Source organism: Pseudarthrobacter albicanus, from assembly GCF_018224015.1.
Classification (GTDB): domain Bacteria; phylum Actinomycetota; class Actinomycetes; order Actinomycetales; family Micrococcaceae; genus Arthrobacter; species Arthrobacter albicanus.
The window spans coordinates 36,825-59,127 of record NZ_JAGPOT010000046.1 but is presented as its reverse complement, the minus strand read 5'-3'; the positions used below and the strand labels follow the sequence as shown (position 1 = coordinate 59,127).

Annotated in this window: 21 protein-coding genes and 2 pseudogenes; 10 read left to right on the top strand and 13 right to left on the bottom strand. The window is 66.4% G+C overall.

Features of this window, described 5'->3' with window-relative positions; genetic code table 11:
* Positions 1–5: 5 nt before the first annotated feature.
* Genes J9611_RS11845 through J9611_RS11835 form a run of 3 tightly spaced genes read left to right on the top strand, consistent with a single transcriptional unit; the run spans position 6 to position 1,258 of the window.
* Entirely contained in the window at positions 6–491 is a 486-nt protein-coding gene (locus J9611_RS11845) for a hypothetical protein (RefSeq protein ID WP_211880400.1), read from the top strand.
* Positions 488–922, top strand: coding sequence for a hypothetical protein (locus J9611_RS11840; protein ID WP_211880397.1), 435 nt, complete (start codon positions 488–490; stop codon positions 920–922). Before J9611_RS11845 ends, J9611_RS11840 begins: the two co-directional genes overlap by 4 nt.
* 9 nt (positions 923–931) lie before the next feature.
* On the top strand, positions 932–1,258 hold the full coding sequence (locus J9611_RS11835) for a hypothetical protein (RefSeq protein WP_211880396.1): 327 nt from the start codon (positions 932–934) through the stop codon (positions 1,256–1,258).
* Positions 1,259–1,378: 120 nt separating this feature from the next.
* Here the strand turns inward: J9611_RS11835 and J9611_RS22505 are convergent, their stop codons facing one another.
* The 6 genes and pseudogenes from J9611_RS22505 to J9611_RS11810 all read right to left on the bottom strand — a co-directional run bounded on the left by J9611_RS22505 (position 1,379) and on the right by J9611_RS11810 (position 6,429).
* Positions 1,379–1,699 (bottom strand): PfkB family carbohydrate kinase, encoded by a 321-nt coding sequence (locus J9611_RS22505; RefSeq protein WP_307857084.1) that lies wholly within the window; start codon positions 1,697–1,699, stop codon positions 1,379–1,381.
* Positions 1,700–1,826: 127 nt separating this feature from the next.
* Positions 1,827–2,384, bottom strand: a pseudogene (locus J9611_RS22500) (PfkB family carbohydrate kinase); the annotation flags it as partial.
* Entirely contained in the window at positions 2,384–3,445 is a 1,062-nt protein-coding gene (locus tag J9611_RS11825) for an NAD(P)-dependent alcohol dehydrogenase (protein ID WP_211880394.1), read from the bottom strand. The pseudogene J9611_RS22500 and the gene J9611_RS11825, both read right to left, overlap by 1 nt.
* 38 nt (positions 3,446–3,483) lie before the next feature.
* Entirely contained in the window at positions 3,484–4,401 is a 918-nt protein-coding gene (locus J9611_RS11820; RefSeq protein WP_211880392.1) for a carbohydrate ABC transporter permease, read from the bottom strand.
* Positions 4,398–5,056: pseudogene (locus tag J9611_RS11815) on the bottom strand (carbohydrate ABC transporter permease). Before J9611_RS11815 ends, J9611_RS11820 begins: the two are co-directional and overlap by 4 nt.
* Positions 5,057–5,079: 23 nt before the next feature.
* The gene (locus J9611_RS11810) at positions 5,080–6,429 is read right to left on the bottom strand and encodes an ABC transporter substrate-binding protein (protein ID WP_211880390.1); all 1,350 of its coding nucleotides are present in this window, start codon (positions 6,427–6,429) and stop codon (positions 5,080–5,082) included.
* A 273-nt stretch (positions 6,430–6,702) separates the two neighbouring features.
* On the opposite strand from J9611_RS11810, the gene J9611_RS11805 reads away from it, so the two are divergent.
* Entirely contained in the window at positions 6,703–7,626 is a 924-nt protein-coding gene (locus J9611_RS11805; protein ID WP_211880388.1) for an AraC family transcriptional regulator, read from the top strand.
* Positions 7,627–7,691: 65 nt separating this feature from the next.
* Here J9611_RS11805 and J9611_RS11800 read toward each other — a convergent pair whose 3' ends face one another.
* Positions 7,692–8,438: an IclR family transcriptional regulator gene (locus J9611_RS11800; protein WP_372447785.1), complete on the bottom strand. Its 747-nt coding sequence runs from the start codon at positions 8,436–8,438 to the stop codon at positions 7,692–7,694.
* A 350-nt stretch (positions 8,439–8,788) separates the two neighbouring features.
* Between J9611_RS11800 and J9611_RS11795 the strand changes: the two genes are divergently transcribed.
* Both J9611_RS11795 and J9611_RS11790 read left to right on the top strand, forming a co-directional pair.
* A complete protein-coding gene (locus J9611_RS11795) occupies positions 8,789–9,064 on the top strand; it encodes a hypothetical protein (RefSeq protein WP_211880384.1) in 276 nt (91 codons plus the stop codon).
* A 184-nt stretch (positions 9,065–9,248) separates the two neighbouring features.
* On the top strand, positions 9,249–9,473 hold the full coding sequence (locus J9611_RS11790) for a hypothetical protein (protein ID WP_211880383.1): 225 nt from the start codon (positions 9,249–9,251) through the stop codon (positions 9,471–9,473).
* 69 nt (positions 9,474–9,542) lie between these two features.
* Here the strand turns inward: J9611_RS11790 and J9611_RS11785 are convergent, their stop codons facing one another.
* The 6 genes from J9611_RS11785 to J9611_RS11760 all read right to left on the bottom strand — a co-directional run bounded on the left by J9611_RS11785 (position 9,543) and on the right by J9611_RS11760 (position 17,677).
* The gene (locus J9611_RS11785; RefSeq protein WP_211880382.1) at positions 9,543–11,723 is read right to left on the bottom strand and encodes an elongation factor G-like protein EF-G2; all 2,181 of its coding nucleotides are present in this window, start codon (positions 11,721–11,723) and stop codon (positions 9,543–9,545) included.
* A 122-nt stretch (positions 11,724–11,845) separates the two neighbouring features.
* Positions 11,846–12,337, bottom strand: coding sequence for a signal peptidase I (gene lepB, locus J9611_RS11780; protein ID WP_307857082.1), 492 nt, complete (start codon positions 12,335–12,337; stop codon positions 11,846–11,848).
* A 61-nt stretch (positions 12,338–12,398) separates the two neighbouring features.
* On the bottom strand, positions 12,399–13,943 hold the full coding sequence (locus J9611_RS11775; protein ID WP_246527695.1) for a multicopper oxidase family protein: 1,545 nt from the start codon (positions 13,941–13,943) through the stop codon (positions 12,399–12,401).
* A gap of 176 nt (positions 13,944–14,119) precedes the next feature.
* Entirely contained in the window at positions 14,120–15,469 is a 1,350-nt protein-coding gene (locus tag J9611_RS11770; RefSeq protein ID WP_211880377.1) for a sensor histidine kinase, read from the bottom strand.
* Positions 15,453–17,039 carry a response regulator gene (locus J9611_RS11765; protein WP_211880375.1) on the bottom strand — a complete coding sequence of 529 codons (1,587 nt, stop codon included), beginning with the start codon at positions 17,037–17,039 and terminating at the stop codon, positions 15,453–15,455. Before J9611_RS11765 ends, J9611_RS11770 begins: the two co-directional genes overlap by 17 nt.
* A 125-nt stretch (positions 17,040–17,164) precedes the next feature.
* Positions 17,165–17,677 carry a hypothetical protein gene (locus J9611_RS11760; RefSeq protein WP_211880372.1) on the bottom strand — a complete coding sequence of 171 codons (513 nt, stop codon included), beginning with the start codon at positions 17,675–17,677 and terminating at the stop codon, positions 17,165–17,167.
* A gap of 226 nt (positions 17,678–17,903) precedes the next feature.
* Between J9611_RS11760 and J9611_RS11755 the strand changes: the two genes are divergently transcribed.
* The 4 genes from J9611_RS11755 to J9611_RS21860 all read left to right on the top strand — a co-directional run bounded on the left by J9611_RS11755 (position 17,904) and on the right by J9611_RS21860 (position 22,265).
* Complete coding sequence (locus J9611_RS11755; protein WP_211880370.1) at positions 17,904–20,027, top strand: PKD domain-containing protein; 2,124 nt, start codon at positions 17,904–17,906, stop codon at positions 20,025–20,027.
* Positions 20,028–20,130: 103 nt separating this feature from the next.
* On the top strand, positions 20,131–21,270 hold the full coding sequence (locus tag J9611_RS11750; RefSeq protein ID WP_211880367.1) for a sensor histidine kinase: 1,140 nt from the start codon (positions 20,131–20,133) through the stop codon (positions 21,268–21,270).
* A gap of 102 nt (positions 21,271–21,372) precedes the next feature.
* On the top strand, positions 21,373–21,774 hold the full coding sequence (locus J9611_RS11745) for a hypothetical protein (RefSeq protein ID WP_211880365.1): 402 nt from the start codon (positions 21,373–21,375) through the stop codon (positions 21,772–21,774).
* Complete coding sequence (locus tag J9611_RS21860; RefSeq protein ID WP_372447787.1) at positions 21,771–22,265, top strand: LysE family translocator; 495 nt, start codon at positions 21,771–21,773, stop codon at positions 22,263–22,265. The genes J9611_RS11745 and J9611_RS21860 overlap by 4 nt, the downstream gene beginning before the upstream one ends.
* Positions 22,266–22,303 lie beyond the last annotated feature (38 nt).

Sequence of the window (22,303 nt, the reverse complement as noted above, 5' to 3'; positions counted from 1 at the left end):
GGACAATGCTGCGCATCCAAGTCGACATCTTCTCGGGCCGCCCGAACCCGGAATGGATCATCACCGACAGCGGGACCGTCGAGGAGCTCCTCGACGCCGTCGCCTCGCACGAAGGCGTCGCGGCACGCCCGGCGAGCGGCTACCTGGGGCTGGGATTCCGGGAGATCCGGGTCACGAGCCTCGAGGACGTGCCGCTCGAGCGCCGCGGCGTGCCCCGCGACTTCGCCCTCGCGTCCGTCGCGGCCGAGGACTTCCAGGCGTCCGGGGAGCTGGCGCTGAGAGTAGTGGAGTCGATGGAGCGACACAGGGAGGTTCAGCTCGTCGCGCACACCTTGACCCCCCTGACCACCGAGCTCCTAGACCTCATCCGCCAGCGGCTCCGCGAGCACCTCGCGAACCCTCCGACGATCTCCTGGTTCACGTGGCCGCCGTACACCCCCTGCGCACCACCGTGCGGGACGAGCGTTGCGAGAACTGCGAGTACGAGGTGAGCCAGTTCAACCCGGACTTCTGGAACGTGCCCGCCGTCCGGCCACACAACAACTGCTACAACTACGCTCGCAACTGGCGCACCGACACCTTCGCCCAGCCGGGCCGCGCCCACGGGGCGCAGACCTCAACGATGGGGTGCGGACCCGTGACCGCGGCGGCGATGGCCGACGGGCTCATGCATCGGTGCGACTGCCTGCCCGTCGAGGAGTGGCCGCGCCGGCTCATGGCGCTGGTCGTCGACCCCGGCTGGGACTACCATTGGTACCGCCACCAGCGCGGTGGCTTCTGGGGTCACAAGCCGGGCCCCACTGCGGCCCGGAACACCGACAACAGCAACGCTGTCATCACCGACCCCGAGACGTGTGCACGTGGTGGGTACACGGACTTCTGCGGATACTTCTACGCAGGCCGGTCGGTCGTCATCAATTGAGGTGTCCCAATGCTCGTCGAGCTCGACGTCTTCAGCGGGCGAGCGAACCCGCGGTGGCGGCTCGACGCCGATCAGGAGCAGCGCGTCCGGGCGCTGCAGCGAGAACTGCCTGAGCGAGAAGACCCGGCCGCCGAGCCCCCCGGGCTCGGGTACCGGGGGTTCCGCTACACCCTCGACGGCGTCCCTTGGCGGGCCTGGAACGGGACGGTAGCCGGGCGGGGCCGAGGACTGGACGATCCGGGCCGGACAGTGGAGCGCCTGCTGATCGAACTCGTCCCGCCGGAGTACGCCGACCTGCGCGAGAGGATCGCATGGGAGCTGGACCGCGGGAGCTGAGCGCAGCCGCCGATGCCGAAGTGGACGATGCGTGCGGTCAGCCCTGATCGGTCGTAGCCGGGTGTGGCCAAGGAGACGGGGGCCGTGGCAACTGTCGTGTTGTTCAGGGCTGGCATGCTTTCAGCGCTCCTGGGAGGCTGACGCGACGGGCCGCGGACCGAGTTCCGCCGACCGGGCCGGGTCGGCACCCTGCCGGGAGCAGGTGATCGCCGCGGCGCGGTTGGCGTGGGCGGCGAGTGCATGCAGCTGATCCAGGGTCAGGGTCCGCAGCCGTTCTCTGCCTCCGTCCCCGAGCGCTTCCAGTTGGGCGAGCCCTGAGATGAGACCGGCCATGAAGGAGTCGCCGGCGCCCACGGTATCTGCGACGGTGATGGGTTCGGCTGCCACCTCCACCCGCCCCTTGCCGGAGAGGATGACCGGCCCGGCGGCTCCGCGGGTCAGGGCTATGATCGCCGGCCCGAGTTCCTGCCAGGCTTCCAGGGTTTCCTCCGGGGGCCGGTCCCGGGTAAAGCCAGCTCAGATCTTCGTCGCTGGCTTTGACGATGTCGCTGGCGGCCACCAACACTTCGGCCTGCTGGCGCGCCGCGGCCGCATCGGGGCTGATTGCTGGCCGGCAGTTGGGGTCATAGCTGATGGTCGCGTGCTCACGGGCCGCCTCCACGAGGACGAGGGTGGTCTGGTCGCCCGGCGCGAGCAGGGTAGCGATTGATCCCGTGTGCACGTGGGTGGACGCTTCGACGGCCGCCAGGGCAGGCAGGGACGCCCCGTTGATCTCCCAGGTGATGGAGAAGGCGTACTCAGCGGCACCGCCGGGACCCAGCATGGCGAGGGCCGTCGACGTCGGACTGCTTCCGCCGTTGATCACCTGAACGCCGTTCGAGCGCAGGTGTTCTTCGATCATGAGCCCGTGCCGGTCTTCGGCGTAGTGGGTCACCAGGCTCGTCTGCAGGCCCAGGCGAGCAGCCCCCACGGCCACGTTGAGGGGGCTTCCGCCGGGATGGGCCTGGGTTGCCGCCGGCCCGCGGGGATCACTGATGATGTCTACGAGGGATTCGCCGATGACAGTCAGGATGGTGTTCCCGATGGCGGGTCGGGGCGGGGACTGCCCGGCAGCCGTGGCGTGCATCAGCGGCCCGGGTAAACGACGGCTTTGAGCTGTCCGGCCTGCTTGCCTGCCTTGAGCGCTGCTTCAGATTCGGCCAGGGCGAACTTGCCGGTGACCAGGATGTCCAGGTCCACCTTGCCGTCGGCGATCAGCTGGATGGCCAGCGGCCAGGTGTTGGTGTAGCGGAACACGCCGGAGAGCCAGATCTCCCGGTTCTGGATGTAGGAGACGGGGAGCTCGACGTCGTCGGCCCCGAGCCCCACCAGGATGACCCGGCCGGCCGGTCCCACGGCCTTGATGCCGGAGCGGACGGCCTGCGGGGCGCCGGAGGCGTCGATGAAGGCATCGACGTCCAGTCCTTCGACGCTGTCGGTCCTGGCGTTGAGCGCGTGGGTTGCGCCGTGGTCCAGGGCGAAGGCCAGCCGGTCCTCGGCGATGTCGGTGATGTAGATTTCAGTTGCGCCGAAGGCGCGGGCGGCCTGGGCGGCGATGATGCCGATCGGGCCGGCTCCGGCGATCAGCACGCGGCTGCCCGGCCGGATGTCGGCGCGCTCGCATGCCCAGAGCCCGACGGACAGCGGCTCGATGAGGGCGGCCGCCTCGTCGCTGACGCTGTCCGGGATGTCGTAGGCGAAGTCGCCCTGGATGGTCACGTATTCGGCGAAGGCCCCGTCGATCGGTGGGGTGGCGTAGAACTCGATGTCGGGGCAGAGGTTGTACCGGCCGACCTTGCACTGCTTGCATTTGCGGCAGGGCCGCTGGGGTTCGACGGCGACCCGCTTGCCGATGCGCGCGGGGTCAACGGCGCTTCCGACGGCGGCGACCCGTCCGGAGAGTTCGTGGCCGAGGATCAGCGGGTGGTCCACGACGTAGTCGCCGATCCGGCCGTGCTCGTAATAATGGACGTCGCTGCCGCAGACGCCGACGGCGGCGACCTGCACCAGGACCTGATCCGCCTCCAGCTGCGGGACTGGCAGGGTTTCCATCGTCATGTCGCCCTGGCGCTTCAGGACAGCGGCGCGCATCGTGTCTGGTACCTCGGGCTGTCCGAGCGTTTGGGGCCGTGCGGTTGATGTTGTCATCGAAGTAATCCTTTGAGAATCGAAGGGGCGGTGACCGGTTATTTGACAGCGCCGAGGGAGAGGCCCTGGACGAGTTTGTCCTGGGCGGCGAAGCCGGCGAACAGCACCGGCAGGGAGACCACGACCGCGGCCGCGCAGACCTTGGCAAGGAACAGTCCTTGGCTGGAGACGAAGCCGGTGAGGAAAACGGGGGCGGTGCCGGCCACGACTCCGGTGAGGACCCGGGCCAGGAGGAGTTCGTTCCAGCTGAAGATGAAGCAGATCAGGGCGGTGGCTGCGATGCCGGGCATCGCCACTGGGGCGACGACCTTCCGGAGCGTCAGCAACAGGCCCGCGCCGTCGATCTGGGCTGCCTCCAGCATCTCGACCGGCACTTCGTCGAGGAAGGAGCGCATCATCCACACAGCGATGGGCAGGTTCATCGAGGTATACATCAGGCCCAGGAACCAGATGTTATCCAGCGCCCCGGCATTTTTGGCGAAAAGGTAGAGGGGCAGGACCGCGGCGACCACGGGCATCATCTTCGTGGAGAGGAAGAAGAACATGACGTCCGTCCACTTCTTCACCGGACGGATGGACAGCGCGTACGCTGCCGGGATGGCCAGCAGCAGAACCAGCACGGTGGAGAAGATCGAGGCGGTGGCGGAGTTGATCAGCGACGGCCACGGGCTGACGCCGGAGCTTGCCCCGAAGAACTCCTTATACGCGTCCAGGGTGAGGTTGGCGGCGACGGAGGGCGGGTTCGCCGCGGCGTCCGTTTCCGAGTGGAACGAGGTCAGGATCATCCATAGGACCGGTACCGCGAATAGCAGGGCCAGCAGCCAGGCTGCGATCCCGGCGGCCGTATTGTTCCGGGTGGGGTCCATGCGCGACTTGCCTCGGCGCCGTGAACCGGTCGTGAGGGCGGCGGGGCCGGGGACCGATGCCCGGGGCGCGGTTGGGGTGAGGGTGCTCATCGTGCTGCCTCCTTCTTGAAGAGCGAGAATACGGTGCGGAGTGCGAAGGTCGCCACGATGATGGTGCCGATGACCACCACGACGCCGGCGGCGGACGCCAGGCCATATTCGTTGGCGAAGTAGAACGTCTCGTAGATGGCGTAGGGCAGGTTGGCCGTGCCCAGGCCGCCGGAGGTGAGGGTGAAAACGGCGTCGAAGTTCTGCACGATGTAGATGGCTCCGAGCAGTCCGCCGAGTTCCAGGTACTGCCGCAGGTGCGGCAGCGTGAGGTGGCGGAAAATATCCCAAGGACTTGCGCCGTCCATTTGGGCGGCTTCGACCGTGTCCATGGGACGGGACTGGAGGCCGGCGAGCAGGATGAGCATCATGAACGGTGTCCACTGCCAGACCAGGGAGATGATGATGGCCATCAAAGGTGCCTGGGACAGCAGGTCCGTCTGGGGGTCTTGTCCGGGCTCAGGCTGTTCCAGTTCAGGAACGAAATGATCAGGGTCATCACGAACGGAAGCTGGGTGACGATGATGAGAAAGATCAGGGCCGGCAGCAGCGGTGCACGCCGCGCCCAGGCCAGAGCCCGTTCCCGCGATCTGGCGTGCCTGGAAGGTTGTGGTGCGCTGCGTCCCGGGCGGGAGATGCGCGCCGTTGCGGTAGTCATGATGTTCTCCTGCGGTTAGGTTGTTACTTCTTGTACTTGTCGCCGATTTTTTGTGCGGCTTCCTGGCCCTTGGCCAGCGCGTCGGCGACAGAGCCCTGGCCGGCGATGGCGGAGCTGACACCCTGGGACACTCTGGTGCCCAGGGCAGCGAACTCGGGAATGCCGACGAACTGGATGCCGTCAGCCGGGCGTTCCTGCACACCGGGGTTCTTCGGATCGGCGTTCTCAATGGCAGAGCGTTCTGCCTTGAAGAACGGTGCGGCCTTCTGGAACTCGGCATTCTCGTAGGTGGAAATGCGCTTGCCGGACGGAACCTTGGCCCAGCCGAGCCTGGACGCGACCAGTTCCTCATACTTCCTCGAACTGGCCCAGGCGATGAACTTCCCGGCAGCATCATGTTTCTTGGAAGCCGCCTGCACAGCCCATGACCAGGTCCACAGCCAGCCCGAGGACTTGGTTTCCTTCACCGGGGCCTGGGCGTAGCCGATCTTGCCCTTCACGGGGGACGCATCGGCTTCCAAAGCGCCGGCAGCGGAGGTGGCGTCATACCACATGGCGACCTTGCCCTGGCTCATGTTGTTCAGGCATTCGGTGAACCCGGCCTGGGCGGCACCCGCTTCACCATGGTCGCGCACCAGCTTGGTGTAGAACTCGGTCGCTGCGGTGAATTCCGGAGCGTTGACCTTTGCGTTCCAGGCCTTGTCGAACCATGTTCCGCCGAAGGTGTTGACCACCGTGGTCAGCGGCGCGAAGACCTGGCCCCAGCCGGGCTGGCCGCGCAGGCAGATGCCCTTCATGCCGGGCGCTGCGCCGTCCGCCTGGGCGGCCAGTGCGGCGACTTCGTCCCAGGTCGGCTTCTCCGGCATCGTGAGTCCCTTGGCGTCGAGAATGTCTTTCCGATACATCAGGAAGGAGGACTCGCCGTAGAACGGTTCGCCGTAGAGCTTGCCGTCCCTGCCCGTCAGCGACGCCGTATAGGCCGGCAGGATGTCCGGCTGGTTGAACTCGGCATCCTTGGCCACAGCGTCCAGGGGTGCCAGCCAGCCGTTGGCGGAGTAGAACGGAATTTCATAATTGGAGAGCGACGCAATGTCGTACTGGCCGGCCTGGCTTGAGAACTCCTGGCTGATCTTGGCGCGGACGTCGTTCTCCGGCAGGATCGTGTAGTTGACCTTGATGCCGGTTTCCTTGGTGAAGTTATCCGCGGTGAGTCGCTGCAGGTCCTCCATCTGGGGGTTGTTGACCATCAGGACATTGATGCTGTTCGGGTCTCCTGCCGAATTGCCTCCGCCGGCCCCTGCACAGGCCGAGGCGCTGAGGGCCACGCACAGGGCACCTGCGGCCAACGAGGCGACGCGTACTTTTGCGCGCATTAAAGGACTCCTTTGTTCTTCAGGGGGTGCAATGCTGCCACTCCGACTGCCGTGTCGAGGTACCGGACTGGAGCGGGGCGTAAGATCGGGAATCCGATGTGCCGCGCTGATGTTCCTCAACATTAGGCCTGTGGCATAGGGCACAACTAGCGCCCTGGTTGCCAATTTCTGATACGAATTTTCCTCAACGGTCCCCCGCGGTAGGCGCTAATCTAAGGGAAGGCACCTAAGGTGCTGTCCCTATTTCACAAGCTGGACGCAGGGAGAACCACTATGAGCGCTGCGGACCCGGGCGACGGCGCAGCGGCCCGGCTTGCCGAAAGGCTGCTGGGCATGCGCGCGAACCGGGAGGTCATTCCGGCCGACCCGAACCATTCGGTCCGGTGGCACGAGCATGACTACCCCAGCCCGCTGGCGCGCTGGAACTACCATCCTGAATACGAGATCCACCTGATCCGGAAGGGCACCGGCAAATTCATCGTAGGAGACCACATCGGCACTTTCGAGGCCGGGCATGTGGCTCTGGTGGGATCGGGTCTGCCACACGACTGGGTCAGCGACCTGGAGCCCGGAGAAAAGCTGGAGCGACGGGATGCTGTGATCCAGTTCGACGCGAAATGGGTCCAGCAAGCGGCCTCCATCCTTCCTGAACTGGCCGAGGTCAAGCCCCTGTTGGAACAATCCGCACGCGGGATCGAGTTCCTGGGGCACTCGGCCGAGGCTGCAGCCGCAGCCGTCGAGGCGATGGGCGCCTCCACAGGGCTGGAGCGGCTTCACCACCTCTTGGAGCTGTTTGCGATTCTTGCGCGGGCACCGCAGGAAGAACGGCGTTACCTTGCCGACGAATGGTTCAGGCCGCAACTGGACGGCCAGGCTGCGGCTGTGGTGGACCTGGTCCTCGAGTACGTGTTCAGCAATCATGCCGGCAGCGTCAAGATGTCCGAGGCCGCCGTCCTGGTGGGAATGTCCGAGCCGACGTTCTCGAAATACTTCAAACGCGCCACCGGCCAGAACTTCAGCGACTTGGTCCGCAAACTTCGTCTGGCCCATGCACGACGCCTGCTGGAGCGCAGCAACAAAGCCATCGCCGAGATTTGCTATGAAGTCGGTTTCTCGAACCTGTCCAATTTCAACCGGCACTTCCTCAACGACGCAGGCGAAACCCCACGGCACTATCGCCAACGGGTCCAGGGCTGACGAGCCCGCCCCGGAAAGGCGAAGGTTGCGCCTGGCGCCGGCGGACGACGGCGGTCTGCCTGGCTTCAGTGCAGGGCGTCCTCGATGGCCGCGGCGGCTTTCCTGACCCTGGCGCCGACCTCGTCGCCGGACAACCCGCTGCGAAGATACACCACGGCGAGTGCAGCCGGCAGCTGCCCGGGCACCCGGATCGGCGCACCGACGGAGCTTACGCCCGGGATTACTTCGTCCCGGCTGAGCGCATAACCCCGCAGGGCGGCCGCGCGGGACTCCTCACGGTAGGGCTGCCCGGGCGCCAGCGTCTCCCATTCCGCTTCGGTGAGGGCGGACTGAATGGCGATGCCGGGAGCCCCGGCACTGAAGGAGTGCCTGGTGCCGGGCCGCTGCACCAGTGTGCCTTCGCCGTGCGGCGGCTCAACGGCCACGAGTGTCACACACTGGCGCTGGTCCCAAACGGCAATGAAGGCCGTCATCTGCAGGTGGCCCGCCAGCGCGGTGAGTACGGGAAGCGCAGCGGACTGCAGGTCCCGGGCCACTCCCCGCGCCAGAGCGGCCAGGCCTGGGCCGCACTGGAACTTTCCGGAGTCATCGCGTGCCACCAGAGAATGGTCCTCAAGGGTCCGAAGGATGCGGTAGGCAATCGATCGATGAAGCCCCGACCTCTCGGAAATCTCCGCAATCGTCATGGGCGACTGGGTGTCAGAAAGCAACTCCAGCACGCGGATCCCACGGGACAGCGTCTGTGATTGCGCCTGGGCCGGAAGCTTCTGCGCCGCTCCGTCGGGAGGCACCACCGCGCTTTTCAGGTTCATTCCACTCATCTTAGGCGCATTGGCACTCATCCGGGGCCGCACGGGGACAGGCTTCGTCTTCGGTGATGCGGGCTTGTGGGAACCCGATGGTGCCGGTCCTGGTGCACCTCCGCTCACCGCCGCTGGGGCTGCTTGCCGCACGCCGGCAGCTGCGAGGCGTGGTGAGCTCCCCGCACAGATATGGCAGCCGCCGTCGGCAGCTGCCACGTCATTTACTTGGCCCCGGCACGGGGCTACATTTGGTCCGGACGGTCTCTTTGCCGCGGGTGTGGGCAGGCGTCCGGATATCCAGCGTTCCGACGTTCCAGCGACGAGGCTGTGCCGTGTGTGCAGCCGGCAAGGAAGCGAAAATGAGCCCTACCCCAAAACAGCCAATCACCGATGCCAGCATCAAAGTCCGCCAGCTCAGCCACTACCAGTTCAGCTGGATAGCCGGAGAAGCCGGCAGCCCGGGCACGTGGACGCTGCAGCTCGTGCTGGATGAAGGCGCCTCGGAAGAAATCCTGACCATCGACGCCGAGGACGCAGACAACCTGCAGGATCTCCTGTCGACCGCGGAGACCGTCTTCTACGACGTCCGCCGGAAAACCCTCATGTTCGGAACCACTCCCGTCGGCCATCACTGACCGGCCCGCATAGGCGCCCGCACCCGGTCCACCGGAAACCCGGTGCACCAGCGGCGCGCGCATCACAACTCCCGCGCGGTGGTTTCAGACTGCGAAAGCGGCCGGGGGCCATATCACCCAATGCTGCAACGGGTCTCAGCAGCAGGCATCCGGAGCCACTCATCCGGCTGTTGACGGGATTCCAGTGGATCAGGCGACTATCGTCGGTTACGCCCTCGGCTACATCGTGACAATCAGCGTTATTTTTCTTATGTTCCTGCCCTCCCTCATCACCTTTGTCCTGCTCCTGCTCTCGGCAGGCGCGGTTCAGCTGGTGATTCTCCTCCTGAAAGCCGTGACCCTCGTGGCGGTCAGGACCCTGGCCAGGCTCCCCCGGCGTCGGGCCGGCGACGAGTTGGCTCCGCACTGAACGCTCCCATGGCCGCGCTGCCTTCCGTCCGCTTCCCTGAGCAGTGTTCCGCCATCGGCAACCCGGCCGTCAGGTCCTCGTGGCAGGAGGGGTGGCGGTGGCGGGCACCGGTTCGTGCCGCAGGTAGCTCCGGCGGAAGCGGCCGCTGCCCGCGGTCAGCGCCCGCAACTCGATCCCGTACCGCAAGAGTTCCTGGTCCGGAACTTCGGCGCTGATTTCGGTGCCCTCTCCCCCGACGGATGATGTTCCCGTCAGACGTCCGCGGCGGGAGGACAAATCACTCATGACCGCCCCCACATAGTCGTCCGAGACGCTGATCGTCACGGCGGAGACCGGTTCCAGCAGCTGGATGCGGGTGGCGGCGGCGGCCTCCCGCAGCGCCAGCGCCCCTGCGGCCTGAAAGGCCGCATCCGAGGAGTCGACACTGTGGGTCTTGCCGCCGACCAGGGTCACCTTGATGTCCACCACCGGGAATCCTGCGGACACCCCTTTCTGCATCTGCGACCGCACCCCTTTCTCCACCGAGGTGATGAAAGGCCCGGGGATGACCCCGCCGACGGTCTTGTCGACGAATTCGAACCCGGCGCCGCGTTCGAGCGGCGCGACCTCGATGTCGCAGACGGCATATTGGCCGTGGCCCCCGGACTGTTTGATATGCCGTCCGTGGCCGGCCGCCGCGGTAGTGAAGGTCTCCCGCAGCGGCGTCACCACCTCAACGGTCTGCAGGTTCACGCCCTGGTCGCGCAGCCTGCCCAGGACCACCTCGGCGTGGGCCTCGCCCATGCACCACAAGACCAGCTGGTGGGTTTCTGAATTGCGTTCCACCCGGAGTGTCGGGTCACCGGCAGTGACCTTGCCGAGGCTCTTGGCCAGGGCATCCTCATCCCCGTGCGAGGCCGCTTCGACCGCAACAGGCAGCAGCGGTTCGGGCATGTCCCATGGCTCGATCAGCAGCGGCGTCTCCCTGGCCGAAATGGTGTCGCCGGTCTCCGCGGTTCCCAATCTGGGGAGCGCGCAGATGTCGCCTGCCACGCAGTACGGCACCGGACGCAGGCCGGATCCCAGCGGGGAATACAGGTGCGCGATCCGCTCGTCGCTGTCATGGTCCTCATGGCCCCTGTCCGCCAGGCCGTGGCCGACCACATGCACGGCGGAGTCTTCCCGCAGCGTGCCCGAAAAGACCCGGACCAGGCACACGCGGCCCAGGAATGGGTCGATGGTGGTGCGCACCACCTCGCCGAGCAGCGCGCCGGCGGGATCACAGCTCAGCCGTCCGGCCGGCGTGCCGTCGAGGCCGGTCACGGCCGGCAGCTCCCGCTCGACCGGGGACGGGAAGGCCCCGCTCAGGACTTCCAGCAGCTCCGCCAGCCCGACGCCGGTCTCTGCCGAGGTGGCCAGGACCGGATAAAAGGACCCGCGGGAGACCGCCGTTTCCAGATCGCTGACCAGGACCTCCGGAGCGATTTCCTCGCCGCCGAGATAACGGTCCATGAGCGTCTCGTCCTCGCTCTCCGCGATGATCCCTTCGATCAGCGCGCCCCGTGCGGCCTCCGACGCCGCACGTTCGACGTCGTCCGCGTTCCGGTTGGCGGTCGCCGGGGCTCCCGGATCGTGGTGCGAAACGGTGCCCGACAGCAGCCCCAACAGTCCCGTCACGGCGCCGCCGGCACGGACCGGCAGGTGGAGCGGCAACACCGAATCGCCGAAGGCGGCGCGGCATCTGGCGAGAGCGGCCTCGAAGTCCGCCCGGGGGTGGTCGAGCCGGCTGATCACCACCGCCCGCGGCATCCGGAGCCGCTCGCACTCGGCCCAGAGCGCCGTCGTCGCCGCGTCGATGTCGTCAATCGCCGACACGACAAACAACGCCGCGTCCGCCGCACGCAGCCCGGCACGCAGTTCGCCGGTGAAATCCGTATAGCCGGGGGTGTCGAGCAGGTTCACCTTGACGCCGTCGACGGCCACAGGCACCACCGAGAGCGAGACGGAGCGTTGTTGGTGGATCGCGGACGGATCGGAGTCGCTCACGGTGGTGCCGTCGGCGATGGAGCCCTTGCGGGAAATCGCGCCGGTGGCGGCGAGCAGCGCCTCGGTCAGCATCGTCTTGCCTGATCCTGAACGGCCAACGAGCGCAACGTTGCGGATCTTTTCCGGCCGCTCCGGCGGCGCTGCGTCGGAAGCATCGGATCGTCGGAGGTCAGAGGTGCCCCGGCCGGGATTCCGGACCGGGACTTTTGCGCCTTTCGCCGGCATGAGTACCTCCTGGCGTCGTCGCCATCATCGGCGTTCGTGGGTTGCTGGAGCCTTCTGTAAGGATTTGACACCCTGGGACCACCGGACAGCAAGAGGCCGGCTGCTGCACGCCACGACCGTGGCTATTTCTGGCCCGTCAGCAGGGTGCCCTGGATCGATGTCAACGGCACAGCTCCGAAGTCTCTGGAATCAATCGATACGCCGCGGTTGTCCCCCAGGACAAAGACGCTTCCGGCCGGCACCGTCACGGGTCCGAAGTAAGTGGCGTCAATGCGGCTGTGGTCGACGAACGGCTCAACGACGGCGACATCATCGACGAACAATTCCGAGTCCCGGATGGCTATGCGCTGCCCCGCCCCCGCAATGACGCGCTTGATAACGGTCCGGCCGTCGATCGGGCTGCCGAAGGCCACCACCACGCCATTGCGGATCCAGCCTGCAGCAGCTGCCGGCTTGTAGAGAAGCACAACGCTGCCCGACGGAATGGTCGGGGCCATGCTGTCCGACGAGACGGTCACAGGCTCCACCAGCCAACTGCGGACAGCAAGAACGGCCAGGACAGGAATCAGCGTGGCCGCGAGGAGCCGGGCGCGGCGGCCTGTGTCTGACGGCACCGTTGTCCAACGCCGGGCGCGGCGCGGGAGCGCCCGCCTGCCATGCCCGGTCCCCTCGCGTTCACTCCGGCTCATCGTCCCAGGCCGCTTTGGCCGCCGTCATGGGATCATCCACGTCGAAGTCGTTTTCCTTCAGGCCCACCCGGAACTGGACCATCATGTCGTGGTCCTCGTGCGGCAGGTTGTGGCAGTGCATCATGTAGAGGCCTTTATGGGGCGTGAACTTCATCAGCAGGCGCACCGTCTCGCCTTCACCCACGTACACCACATCCTTGGGCCCGTGCTCGTAGGCGAAGGATGCCTTTCCGTTGCGGCTCAGGATCTGGAAGTCCACCAGGTGGATGTGGATGGGGTGGAACCAGCCGCCCGATTTATTTTCGATTTCCCAGATTTCCACCGAGTTGAGTGCTGGTTCGGCACAGACTTTCTTGTAAGCGCTGGCGATCACGTCCTGCCAGCTGTCATCGTTGATGGTCCATATCCCGGTGCTGTCATTCCTCATGACCCGGAATTTCCGCGTTGCCACGGATTGCCCCGTCCGCAGCGACATGGCTTCGCTGGTGGTGAGCGTGGTCGGGATCCGGTTCCAGGTGGGGTCCGAAATGTCCACAGGCTCGTCCGTGACGTCAAACGCCATGATCTTGTTGGTGAAGTCGTAGTCCACATTGTTCCTGTTGGACAGGTTGCGAAGTTCGATCCGCTGCCCCGTCTTGTACTTCCGGAAATCGATCAGGATCTCATAGCGCTCCGCTCCACCATGCCGCCAGTCCGCCACGGTCTGCGCCACCGGGATCAAACCCCCATCCGTACCCACCACCACCACGGGATCGGCGGTGCTGAGCGCCGGCCGCAGCGAGCGTGAGATGGAGCAGTTCAGTACCCGGAAGCGGTAGACGCGTTTCTGCACCTTCATGACCGGCCAGGGCTTACCGTTGACCAGGATCACATCCCCCCAGAGCCCCGAGTGGGTGTTGTCGTCGTAGCCCAGGGACCCATCTGCCGCGAACATGGCGTCGCTGACCGTCAGCGCGACGTCGAAGCGGCCTTGAGGGAGAAGCTCCCGTTCCATCGGATCATGCATGTGGTACTGCGCCGCGAGCCCGGAATAGGCGTTCAATGCGGTGAAGTGGACACCGTGGTCGTGGTACCAAAGCGTGCGCGCCGGCTGGAAGTTGGGGTAGTGGTAGTCCTTGTAGAACCCCGGGTTGGTGATATCACTGGCGTAGCCGTCGTATTGCGGCCGCGATGCCGAACCATGCAGGTGGGTGGACGTGGACAGGGCGTGCCCGTCCAGTGCGTGCACGGCCGGCAACTTGTTCCGTATCCTGAGCACGGCTTTTGTTCCCTGGTCCAGGCTGATCGTGGGTCCGGGGAATATGCCGTTGTAGCCAAGGATGGGTGTTCGCAGTCGGGGCAGGATGTTTGTCATGGCGGCCTTTTCCGTCAAGGTGTAGTAGTTGACGGGCGATCCGTCCCGGGGGTCAGTGCCGGTGGTCTGGGGCTGAAGAATCGGAGCCTGGACAAAATCTGCCTGAAATGGGCGGGGCATCTCCTGGGAACTGATCCGGCTGGCTGACTTGGCCTCGACGGACCCGGTGGGCAACATGGCGCCACCTGCGCCGAGGACTCCCAACCCCCCGATCAACAGAACCTGACGGCGTGAAATGGACATAGCCGATCTCCTCTCTTTGTCCGGTAATCCGAGACTGCAGCACCCAGCTTGGGGATATCCTGCTCCCGGTGCACCGACCTTGGAAGAAACCTGTGAACACGCGCCAACAGTCAGCGGGCCGCCGGAAGGCGGGAGAACAGCCGCGCTGTAACCGTGGTGCCGACGCCGGGGGAGCTGAGGATCTCCAGGGCTCCGCCGGCTTCCCGGATGGTGTCCTTGAGAATCCGGAGGCCCAGGTGGCCGTCGGCCGAGCTCCGCGTATTGTCGAATCCCTGACCATTGTCCGAAATGCTGATTTCCGAGCCGTGCTGCTCCGTCCGCAGTGAAAGCACCACCGCGGTTGCGCCGGAGTGTTTGGCACTGTTTGACAGTGCTTCCCGGGCCACACGGTAGAGCAACGCCGAAGAGCCGCCGTCCAGCCGGGCATCGTCGGGAATGAACAGGCGCACGGCGAGACCGCGTTCCTGATGTGGCTCCACGAGCCGTTCCAAGGACGTCTTGAGCCCCAGTTGTTCAAGATCGGGCGGATAAAGCTCGCTCGTCATGGCCCGCAGTGCCCGGACGCTGTGCTGCAGTATTTTTCGGGCTCCGCTGAGCATGGACTGCTGCTCGGGCGGACCGTGGAGCTGTTCGGATTCAAGTGCGTAGCCCAGCCCGGACAGGTCCTGGATCACTTCATCGTGCAGGTCACGTGCGATCCTCCGGCGTTCCAGATCCGAGGCCTCGACAGCACGCTTGAGCAACCGGTTACGGGTCGCCTGGTGGTACTGGATCCCCCGGGCCAACCGGACCGCAGGGGGGAGCTGGGCGAGCTGCAGCGCCGCCAGCGAGAGCAGAAAGGGCGGAATCATGCTGTAAAGGACCGCCTGTTGTTCGTCGCGCACCGGGCCGTCGTCATAATAGGCCTCGAAGATCAGCCGGGTACCGTCCGCAGCCGCCGAACTGACGTAGACCTCCACCAGCTCTCCCGAGGTTGACTCGTACTCATTCTCCAGCTCCTGCTGGCTTTCCAGCGACGCTGTTCCCGGGCCCCCCGCCAACAGGTCCCGGCCCCACTCCGGCAAGTCGAACCTCTGGCCCACCAGCGAGCGCACGTCCGAATACACCACACGGCCATCCGCGTCCCAGACCTTCATGCGCAGCACCGAGGCGTTGCTGCGCCATGGCTGCAAGGCGCTGTCCAATGCGTCCAGCGCAGAGGCGTCGCCGGCCAGCACCGCTGCGTTCACCAGCGGTTTGATGGTCAAGTCCGCCACTCGCTCGGTGAGGAGGACGGCATTATCGAGCGCGTGCCGTTCCGCGGCCGCACGGATCCAAAATGCGACCGGAGTCGCCACAACCAGCAGGGCAAGAAAGCCCATGAGGAGGAATTTCGCCACGGCGGCCCGGACCTGGAACCGTTCAGCCGCGCCCGGATGCCCCGGCGTCGCACCGTTCGCCGCGTCAGAAGGCCTGGACATGGGATTTCACGCTCAGGATGCCCCGCAGTTCCGCCTCTGCCATCGCCTCGCTTTGCGAGTGGGAGCCGAGCTTGGAAAAAATGGTCTTGACGTAGCCGCGGCAGGTGTGGATCGAGATGCCGAGGCTGTTTGCAACCCCCCGTATCTCCTGCCCTTCCGCCATCAGACGCAGGACGTCCAGCTCGCGGGGACTTAGGGGGGGCCCAAGGGGGGCCCCGGCCGGATCTGGGGCCCGGACCCCCATCTGTGCCACTAATGATGGATGCACCACCATGTTCCCTGTCCGGGCATGCCGGAGAGTGTCGAGCATAGTGGCCAGCGAGCCGTCTTTGGGCAGGAACCCGCATATTCCTATACCCGCCGCCCGGCGGAGGAGATTCTGGGACGGATCTCCCGTCAGCATGATGATCCGGGTATCCGGGGCGTCCTGCAGAATGCGGATTGCCGCGGCGAGCCCGTCACCGTCCGGCAAGTGATAGTCCATGACGACAACGTCGGGTGCCAGTTCACGGCACAACCGCACGCCGCTCTCCACGGAAACCGCCGAACCGACAGTACGGAAGTCCGGCTCCCGGTCCAGTGCACCGGCCAGCAGCTCAGTGAACGTCCGGTGGTCATCTACGATCAGGATCCCCACGGCGGTCCCGTCGGCGGGCGGTACGCTCCGGGTGACGGTTGCCAAGGGCCTGGTTGCCAAGGGCCTGATTGCAGATGGTCCGGTTGCAGGTAGGGGTGCCGGTACCGGCGTGCCGGTTTCCCCGGTCAGCCGCAACAGGCGGGCATGCGCGGCGCGCAGCGGATCTCCCGGGCTGCACCCCAACTCCCGGTCCAAGGTCCGCCAGCACTGTTCAAACGCCCGGAGCGCTTCCAGCGGCTGCCCGGACTCCTCCAGCCCCAGGACGAGCGAAGTCCAGGCCTTCTCATTGAGGTGGTCGCCCGACAGGGCCTCCCTGGCCAGGGCAACTGCGCGGTCGGGCTCGTGCAGGGACAGCGCCAATTCGGCGGCGAGCGCCCTGGCCCGGCAGACCCGGGGCTCATGGCGGCCCCGTTCTTTCTCCGCCCAGGACGCGCGCAGCTCATCCCCGAGCAGGGGCGCAGATGCCAGATCCAGCGCTTCCTGCAGGAGCTCCAGGGCCTCCGTGGGCCCGCAGTGCGAGGCCCGGTGCAGCAGGTCGTTGAAGCGGCTGACGTCAAGGTCCACAAGGGCACGGTCCATCATGTACCCGCCGGTGACTGTCCGCAGGGGGCCGGCTTTGCCCTGGCCCGGCTGAAGATGACGCCGCAGGACGCTGACGTAGCTTTCCAGCGTCGGAAGCGCCTCCGCCGGAGGCCGCCCGTCCCACAAGACGTCAATGAGACGGTCCTTGGACACTGGCGTGCCGAGATTGAGTAAGAGAATTTCCAGGATCTGCCGGGGCTTGGGACCGCCGAGCTCACCGGCTTCCAGGACGGCGCCGTCGCGCCTGATCCGCAGCGGACCGAGGAGCCTGACCTCAAGGACGCCTCGCGGCGGCAGGTCCCCTTCCATGGTGGAGGGGCCGGGAGCTTCCTTCGTCGGGATAGGGGGCATCGGAGACCTGCCATTCAAAGAGAAACTTTTGCTCCCAAGCTTTTTCCATCCAGCAACCCCGGGCACGAGTATTCGGTACTCGTTTTCCACCAGGTCGGCTACCGGTAGATGCGAGGACTGGCCTGTCAGGTGCGTCCCCTATGGTGTCCGGCCCCCAGGGACAGCCCCGGCCCCCCTGACAGGTCGAGGGTCAGATCGATGGCCCGGTCGGGGAGCTCGAACACGAGCGTGGCGTTGATGCTTTTCCCCTGGACCGCGATCGCCGCAGCGGGCGAAAACCAGAGCGCTTTCCACGTCCCTGCGCCCAGGCCCGACACGGAGTAGCTGGACGGATCATACGGGAGGCCGCCTTGTTCGAGCGCGGTCAACTCCACCAATACCCGTACCCGGTGGAGTCCCTCGCCGGGCGGCTTGGCAAGCGCCGCAGAAGCGGTGTCGGGGCTCCACCCGTCGACGTCGGCCGGTATGACCCCGTTGATGCGTGCCAGTCCGCCGTCGACGCGGGCTGAAGCTCCCAGCGGGGCCGGCGGTGTGCGCGGCGCCCTCATCATGACGCCGGCGACCAGGCTCCCTACAAGGAGGAGCAGGATTGCCGGAACGAGGATTTTCGAGCGCCGGAGCGATTGTGACTGTGACATGTTGGCAAGTTTCCCGCCGGCGCACTAGGGAAACCCTTGGAGAAAAACGCCGGGTGGACCTCTGAGGGGGGCCGCACGGTGGTCTGGACGACAGGATATTTACAAGACGCTGTCCATACCGTGACGGTCATGAGTGCGCCGGCCGGTGCACCCCGTTCCTCCCGCCAGGGCGGAGGGGCGCGAAAAGCACAGGATGGATATCGTGATGAAACGGATACTTGGTTTCTTGCTCGCAATTTTCGCTGTCGTCTCGTTGGCCGGCCTGGCTTCGGCTGCCGTCGGCCCTCCGGGAGTCAACGGGCCAGGACTCGCCGAAGTGGGTCCCGTCGATGCGACGGACGGCTTCCCGGTCTGGTACCGCGACAAGAACGGGCTGAGGCTGGAGAAGTGCATCGAGCAGGCCGACCCGCTGTGCCCGGCCCGCGGGCCGTTGCCCGATGAGACCGCGCCGGTTTCCTTCCCCGGGAACTACCCGGATGAGGGCTTCTTTTCCCTCACCAGCGCCACGATGGACACGGCCGGTGGTGGAAAGGCGCTCGCCGTGGTCGCCCTGGAGCAGGCGTTCGGCAGCGGGCCGGTTGCCGACGGCGACCAGGTCACCTTTGCCCGGCTCCGGCTGAAAATCACGAACGCCAGGGACGGCGTCGATTACAAATTCACCACGCCGGCGGGCACCAAGACCGTCCGGACCTCCAAGCCGGGCATCGTCTTCGACACCGAGGACATCGGCATCGGCGGAAAGGGTGACTTCTCGGGCGCCCTGGGTGGAAGGGTCGGACCGTTCCTGACCTGGGATACCTACCCCACCGATCCCGCCCTCAAGCCCGACGCCAACGGCAAGAACACCTACGTGGGCGATGGCACCACCCCCCACAAGATCACCGGCAGCCCGTACGGGTCCAACATCTTCCGCATCGAGGGTCCGGGCATCAATCCGAGCGCCACGGCGGATGCCTGCCCCACCGTTCCGGGCCCGGTGGCGGACTGCGTGGAGACCGACCTCTTCACGGTGCAGGGAAAACTCGCGACCAACAGCGGGGTGCTGGCAGAGCGGGCGACGTACTCCAGGTCATCGCTCGGCTCGGGGACGGTGGACGTCTTCGCATCGAGCGAATCCGGACCGCAGTCAATGCAGCTCTCTGATGCGTCAGCCGGCAACGCGGTCTTCAGCCCCACGGCGCTGGAGGGAGCCGGCGGCAAGTACTTCACCAGGATCGCATTTGATGGGCCCCAGCCGCCAGCCTCGGTCACCGTCACGAACTCGAGCGACGTTCCGGCGTCGGCGAAGAAGATCGACGTCGTTGACAGGGTCAGCGGGAAGGCCACCTTCAACACCGATAGCGGTGTCCTGTCGGTCGAAGCGGTGTCCAGCGACACAGCAGGTGCGCGGACCCTGACCGCCGTGGGCTTCGGCGAGCTCGCAGCCGGCTCCCTGGCAGCGGGCCCTCTCCCGGCTCCTCCGGTTTCCGTCACCGTGAGATCAGATGCCAAGGGCGAGGTTGTCATACCGGTTGAGGTGACCGGAAATGCCCGCTCTCCCATTCCGGTGGCGGCCCAGGCCGGCCCCGATCAAACGGTCCAGGCAGGCCAGAACGTATTCCTGGACGGATCCGCCTCCAGCGGTCCGGTGTCCACCTACTCGTGGAGCAGTCCGTCCGCAATTGTCCTCAGCGACCCAAACGCGGTCCGGCCCAGCTTCACCGCACCCGCACCGGGGGAATATGTCTTCTCCCTGACAGTCAACGGGCCGGGCGGTCCGAGAACGGCGACAGTCACCGTGACGGTTACAGCCGCCACCGCCGCCGTAGCCAATGCCGGACCCAACCAGCAAGGCGCGCAGCGCGGAGCCAAGGTCACCTTGGATGGCAGCGGCTCCAGCGGCGCAGCTACCTATACCTGGACGCAGATTGTGGGCCCGGGCGATCCCAGGGTCACCCTCACCGGCGCCAGTTCCGCCCGTCCCGCGTTCACGTTCCCGCTGTACAAGTACCCTGCGAGTTCGGGCGCGCTGACGTTCAAGCTGACGGTGGGAGGCCCTGACGGGTCCTCAAGCGACGCCCAGGTGACGGTCACCCCGCGGGCGGACACCGTGGCGGTTGCCTCCGCCCGCTACACGGCCAGCAAGCGCGAATGGCGGGTGGACGGGACCAGCTCCATGCTGGCCGGTCAGACGGTCACCGTACACCTCGGCGGTCTGGACGGAACCATCCTGGGTACGGCCGTCGTGGACGCCACGGGGTCGTTTTCCATCCGAGGCTCTTCGACTGCTATCGGCCGGGCAGGCCAGACCGTGAGCGTTGAGTCTGCGCTGGGCGGCACCGCCGCCGGCTTCGCCGTCCGTGTCCAGTAACCATCCTGGCGGTGGACCCCGGGGGGCGGCAGTCCTGACTGCCGCCCCCGGGGGCCACGGAGCCAGGCACGTTGCCGCCGCGTGGCGGGGAGTCCCCAGGAGATTGAGATCCGTCAGGGTGTGGGTGCTGACGGCCCAGTTGGCACTCATGGCCTCCGCGATGCTGGTCTCCGGGGCTGCGGCCCACGCCGTGCAGCCCAGGCTCCCGGACGGCCGCGTGGCCGGCGGCTTGTTGCAGTCGCTGGGCACGTACGGCATTGTCGCCCTCCTCGCCCTCCCCGCGGCCGTTGTCGTTGGCCACGTGGTGGCGGGGAGGCTGCGCCGCCCCATCCGGCGTCTCCGGGACGCCACCGAACACCTGTCCCTGGACGATCCGGGGCAACGGGTCCCGTTGCCCTCCCAGGCCGACGACGACGTCGCCGTGCTCGCCAGCCAGTTCAACGCCATGCTCGACAGGCTGGAGCGCGGCATCGTGGAGCGCCGCCAGTTCCTGGGCGATGCCGGCCATCAGCTCGGCACCCCCCTAGCCGCCATCAGAAGGCACGTCGAACAGCTCAGGGCCCACGCCCCGGACGACATCTCGCGGACGTGCAGCCGGCTGCTGAGGGAAGTGGACTCCATGCAGCGGCTGGTCAGCGACTTTCAGGTGCTTGCCGGAAGCGGGCGCCCTGGCTTCATCCACGCCGAATGGATCGACGTCGACCAGTTCCTGGAAGACGCCGTCCAGCGGGCCCTGGTCCTGGGCCGACGGCGCTGGATCCTCAGCCTCAAACCGGGCGGCTGGGTGCTGGCGGACCGCCAGTGCCTGTCCCACGCGGTGGATCAGCTCGCCGCCCATGCCGTGGGAACCACGTCGGAAGACGACACGATCTCCGTCGGTGGCCTCTGGACCGATTCCCCCGCCCCGACAGTGCGCAGCAGCACACCTGTCAGAGGAGCCGTGTCTGCTCTGATCGGAGGACTGGATTTGTGGGTCTCGGACACCGGACCGGGGATTCCCGCGGAAGAGCACCAGCGGATATTTGAACGGTTTGCATGGTCCGGTCCCGGGTCCGCGGCGCACGGAGCCGGCCTCGGGTTGCCGATCGTCAAGGCAATCGCTGAGGCGCACGGGGGCAGTATCCGGGTCCAGTCCGCAGCGCGAGGCGCGAGCAGATTTACCCTGTGGCTTCCGGCGCGGCTGGAAATCGTCCGTCAACATGGTCCGGCCGGCCGGGCGCTCCTGATCCCAGGGCCCAGATAGGAGACCGGAGGTGCACGATGAAGGGGCAGCCACCGCGTCGCCCGCGGCCCGGAGGGCTTCCCCTTGGGCCGTTGCCTTCACGCGGCAATACGGGGAAGCGCCATGATCCGGGGGGACGGCCCCTTCCGTGAACCCGGCCGGCATGTCGTTCACCCGTCCGGAAACGGTCCGGCGTCGCAGGAACCCGCCTCCGTAACGGCATCCGAACAGTACGCAGGCATGTCCCTGCGGTTGCAGGTGCTGGAGATCATCAACAGCGTCCTCAACAGCACCGGGCCCGAACTGGAAGGGGTCCGGATCCGTTTGCAGCGTCATGTCAAGGAGCACCCCTGGAATCCGGAAACCGCCCTGTTGCATCACCTTCGGGACCGCGAGCGGCACCTTGCCGCCCCGCACGAAGTGGACATCACCCCGGGGCAACCGCCAGACGGTAACTCACTGCCGGCGCTTCGGCCCGGGCCGCCGCCCGATGATATGTCTGGCGGGGGTCTTCGTCCGGGATAAGCCGGCTGTGCCGCACCGAAGCTTCAGGACCCGTCGTACGCTTTCTGCAGCCCGGCCACATCCAGTTTCCGCATCCCGAGCATCGCCTGCATGGCACGCTGGGCGCCGTCCGGATCGGGTCCGCCGGGTGCCTATCATTTGAGTATGACCATCACCGATGCCCTCCTGCAGTTCGCCCTGGTCGCCGCCTCGCCATCCGGACGAACTGGCTCAGCGGCGTGACCACCAGCCTGCTGAATCCCAAGGTCGGAGTGTTCTACATGGCGATGATTCCCCAGTTCCTGCCAGCCGATGCCCCACCTCTGCTGATGGGGGCCCTCCTCCCCCTGGTCCACAACGCAGAAGCCATGCCCTGGTTCGCGGCCATCATCGTGGCTACCCACCGCGCACGGCGCTGGTTCCAGTCCGCTGCGGTCGGCAAGGCGACGGACCGGGTTGCCGGCGTCTTCCTGCTGGCGTTTGCAGCAAAAATCGCGGCCACGAGGGCCTGACGCCGCCCCGTCGCGGGCGGTGCCGGGCTAGGCTGGTA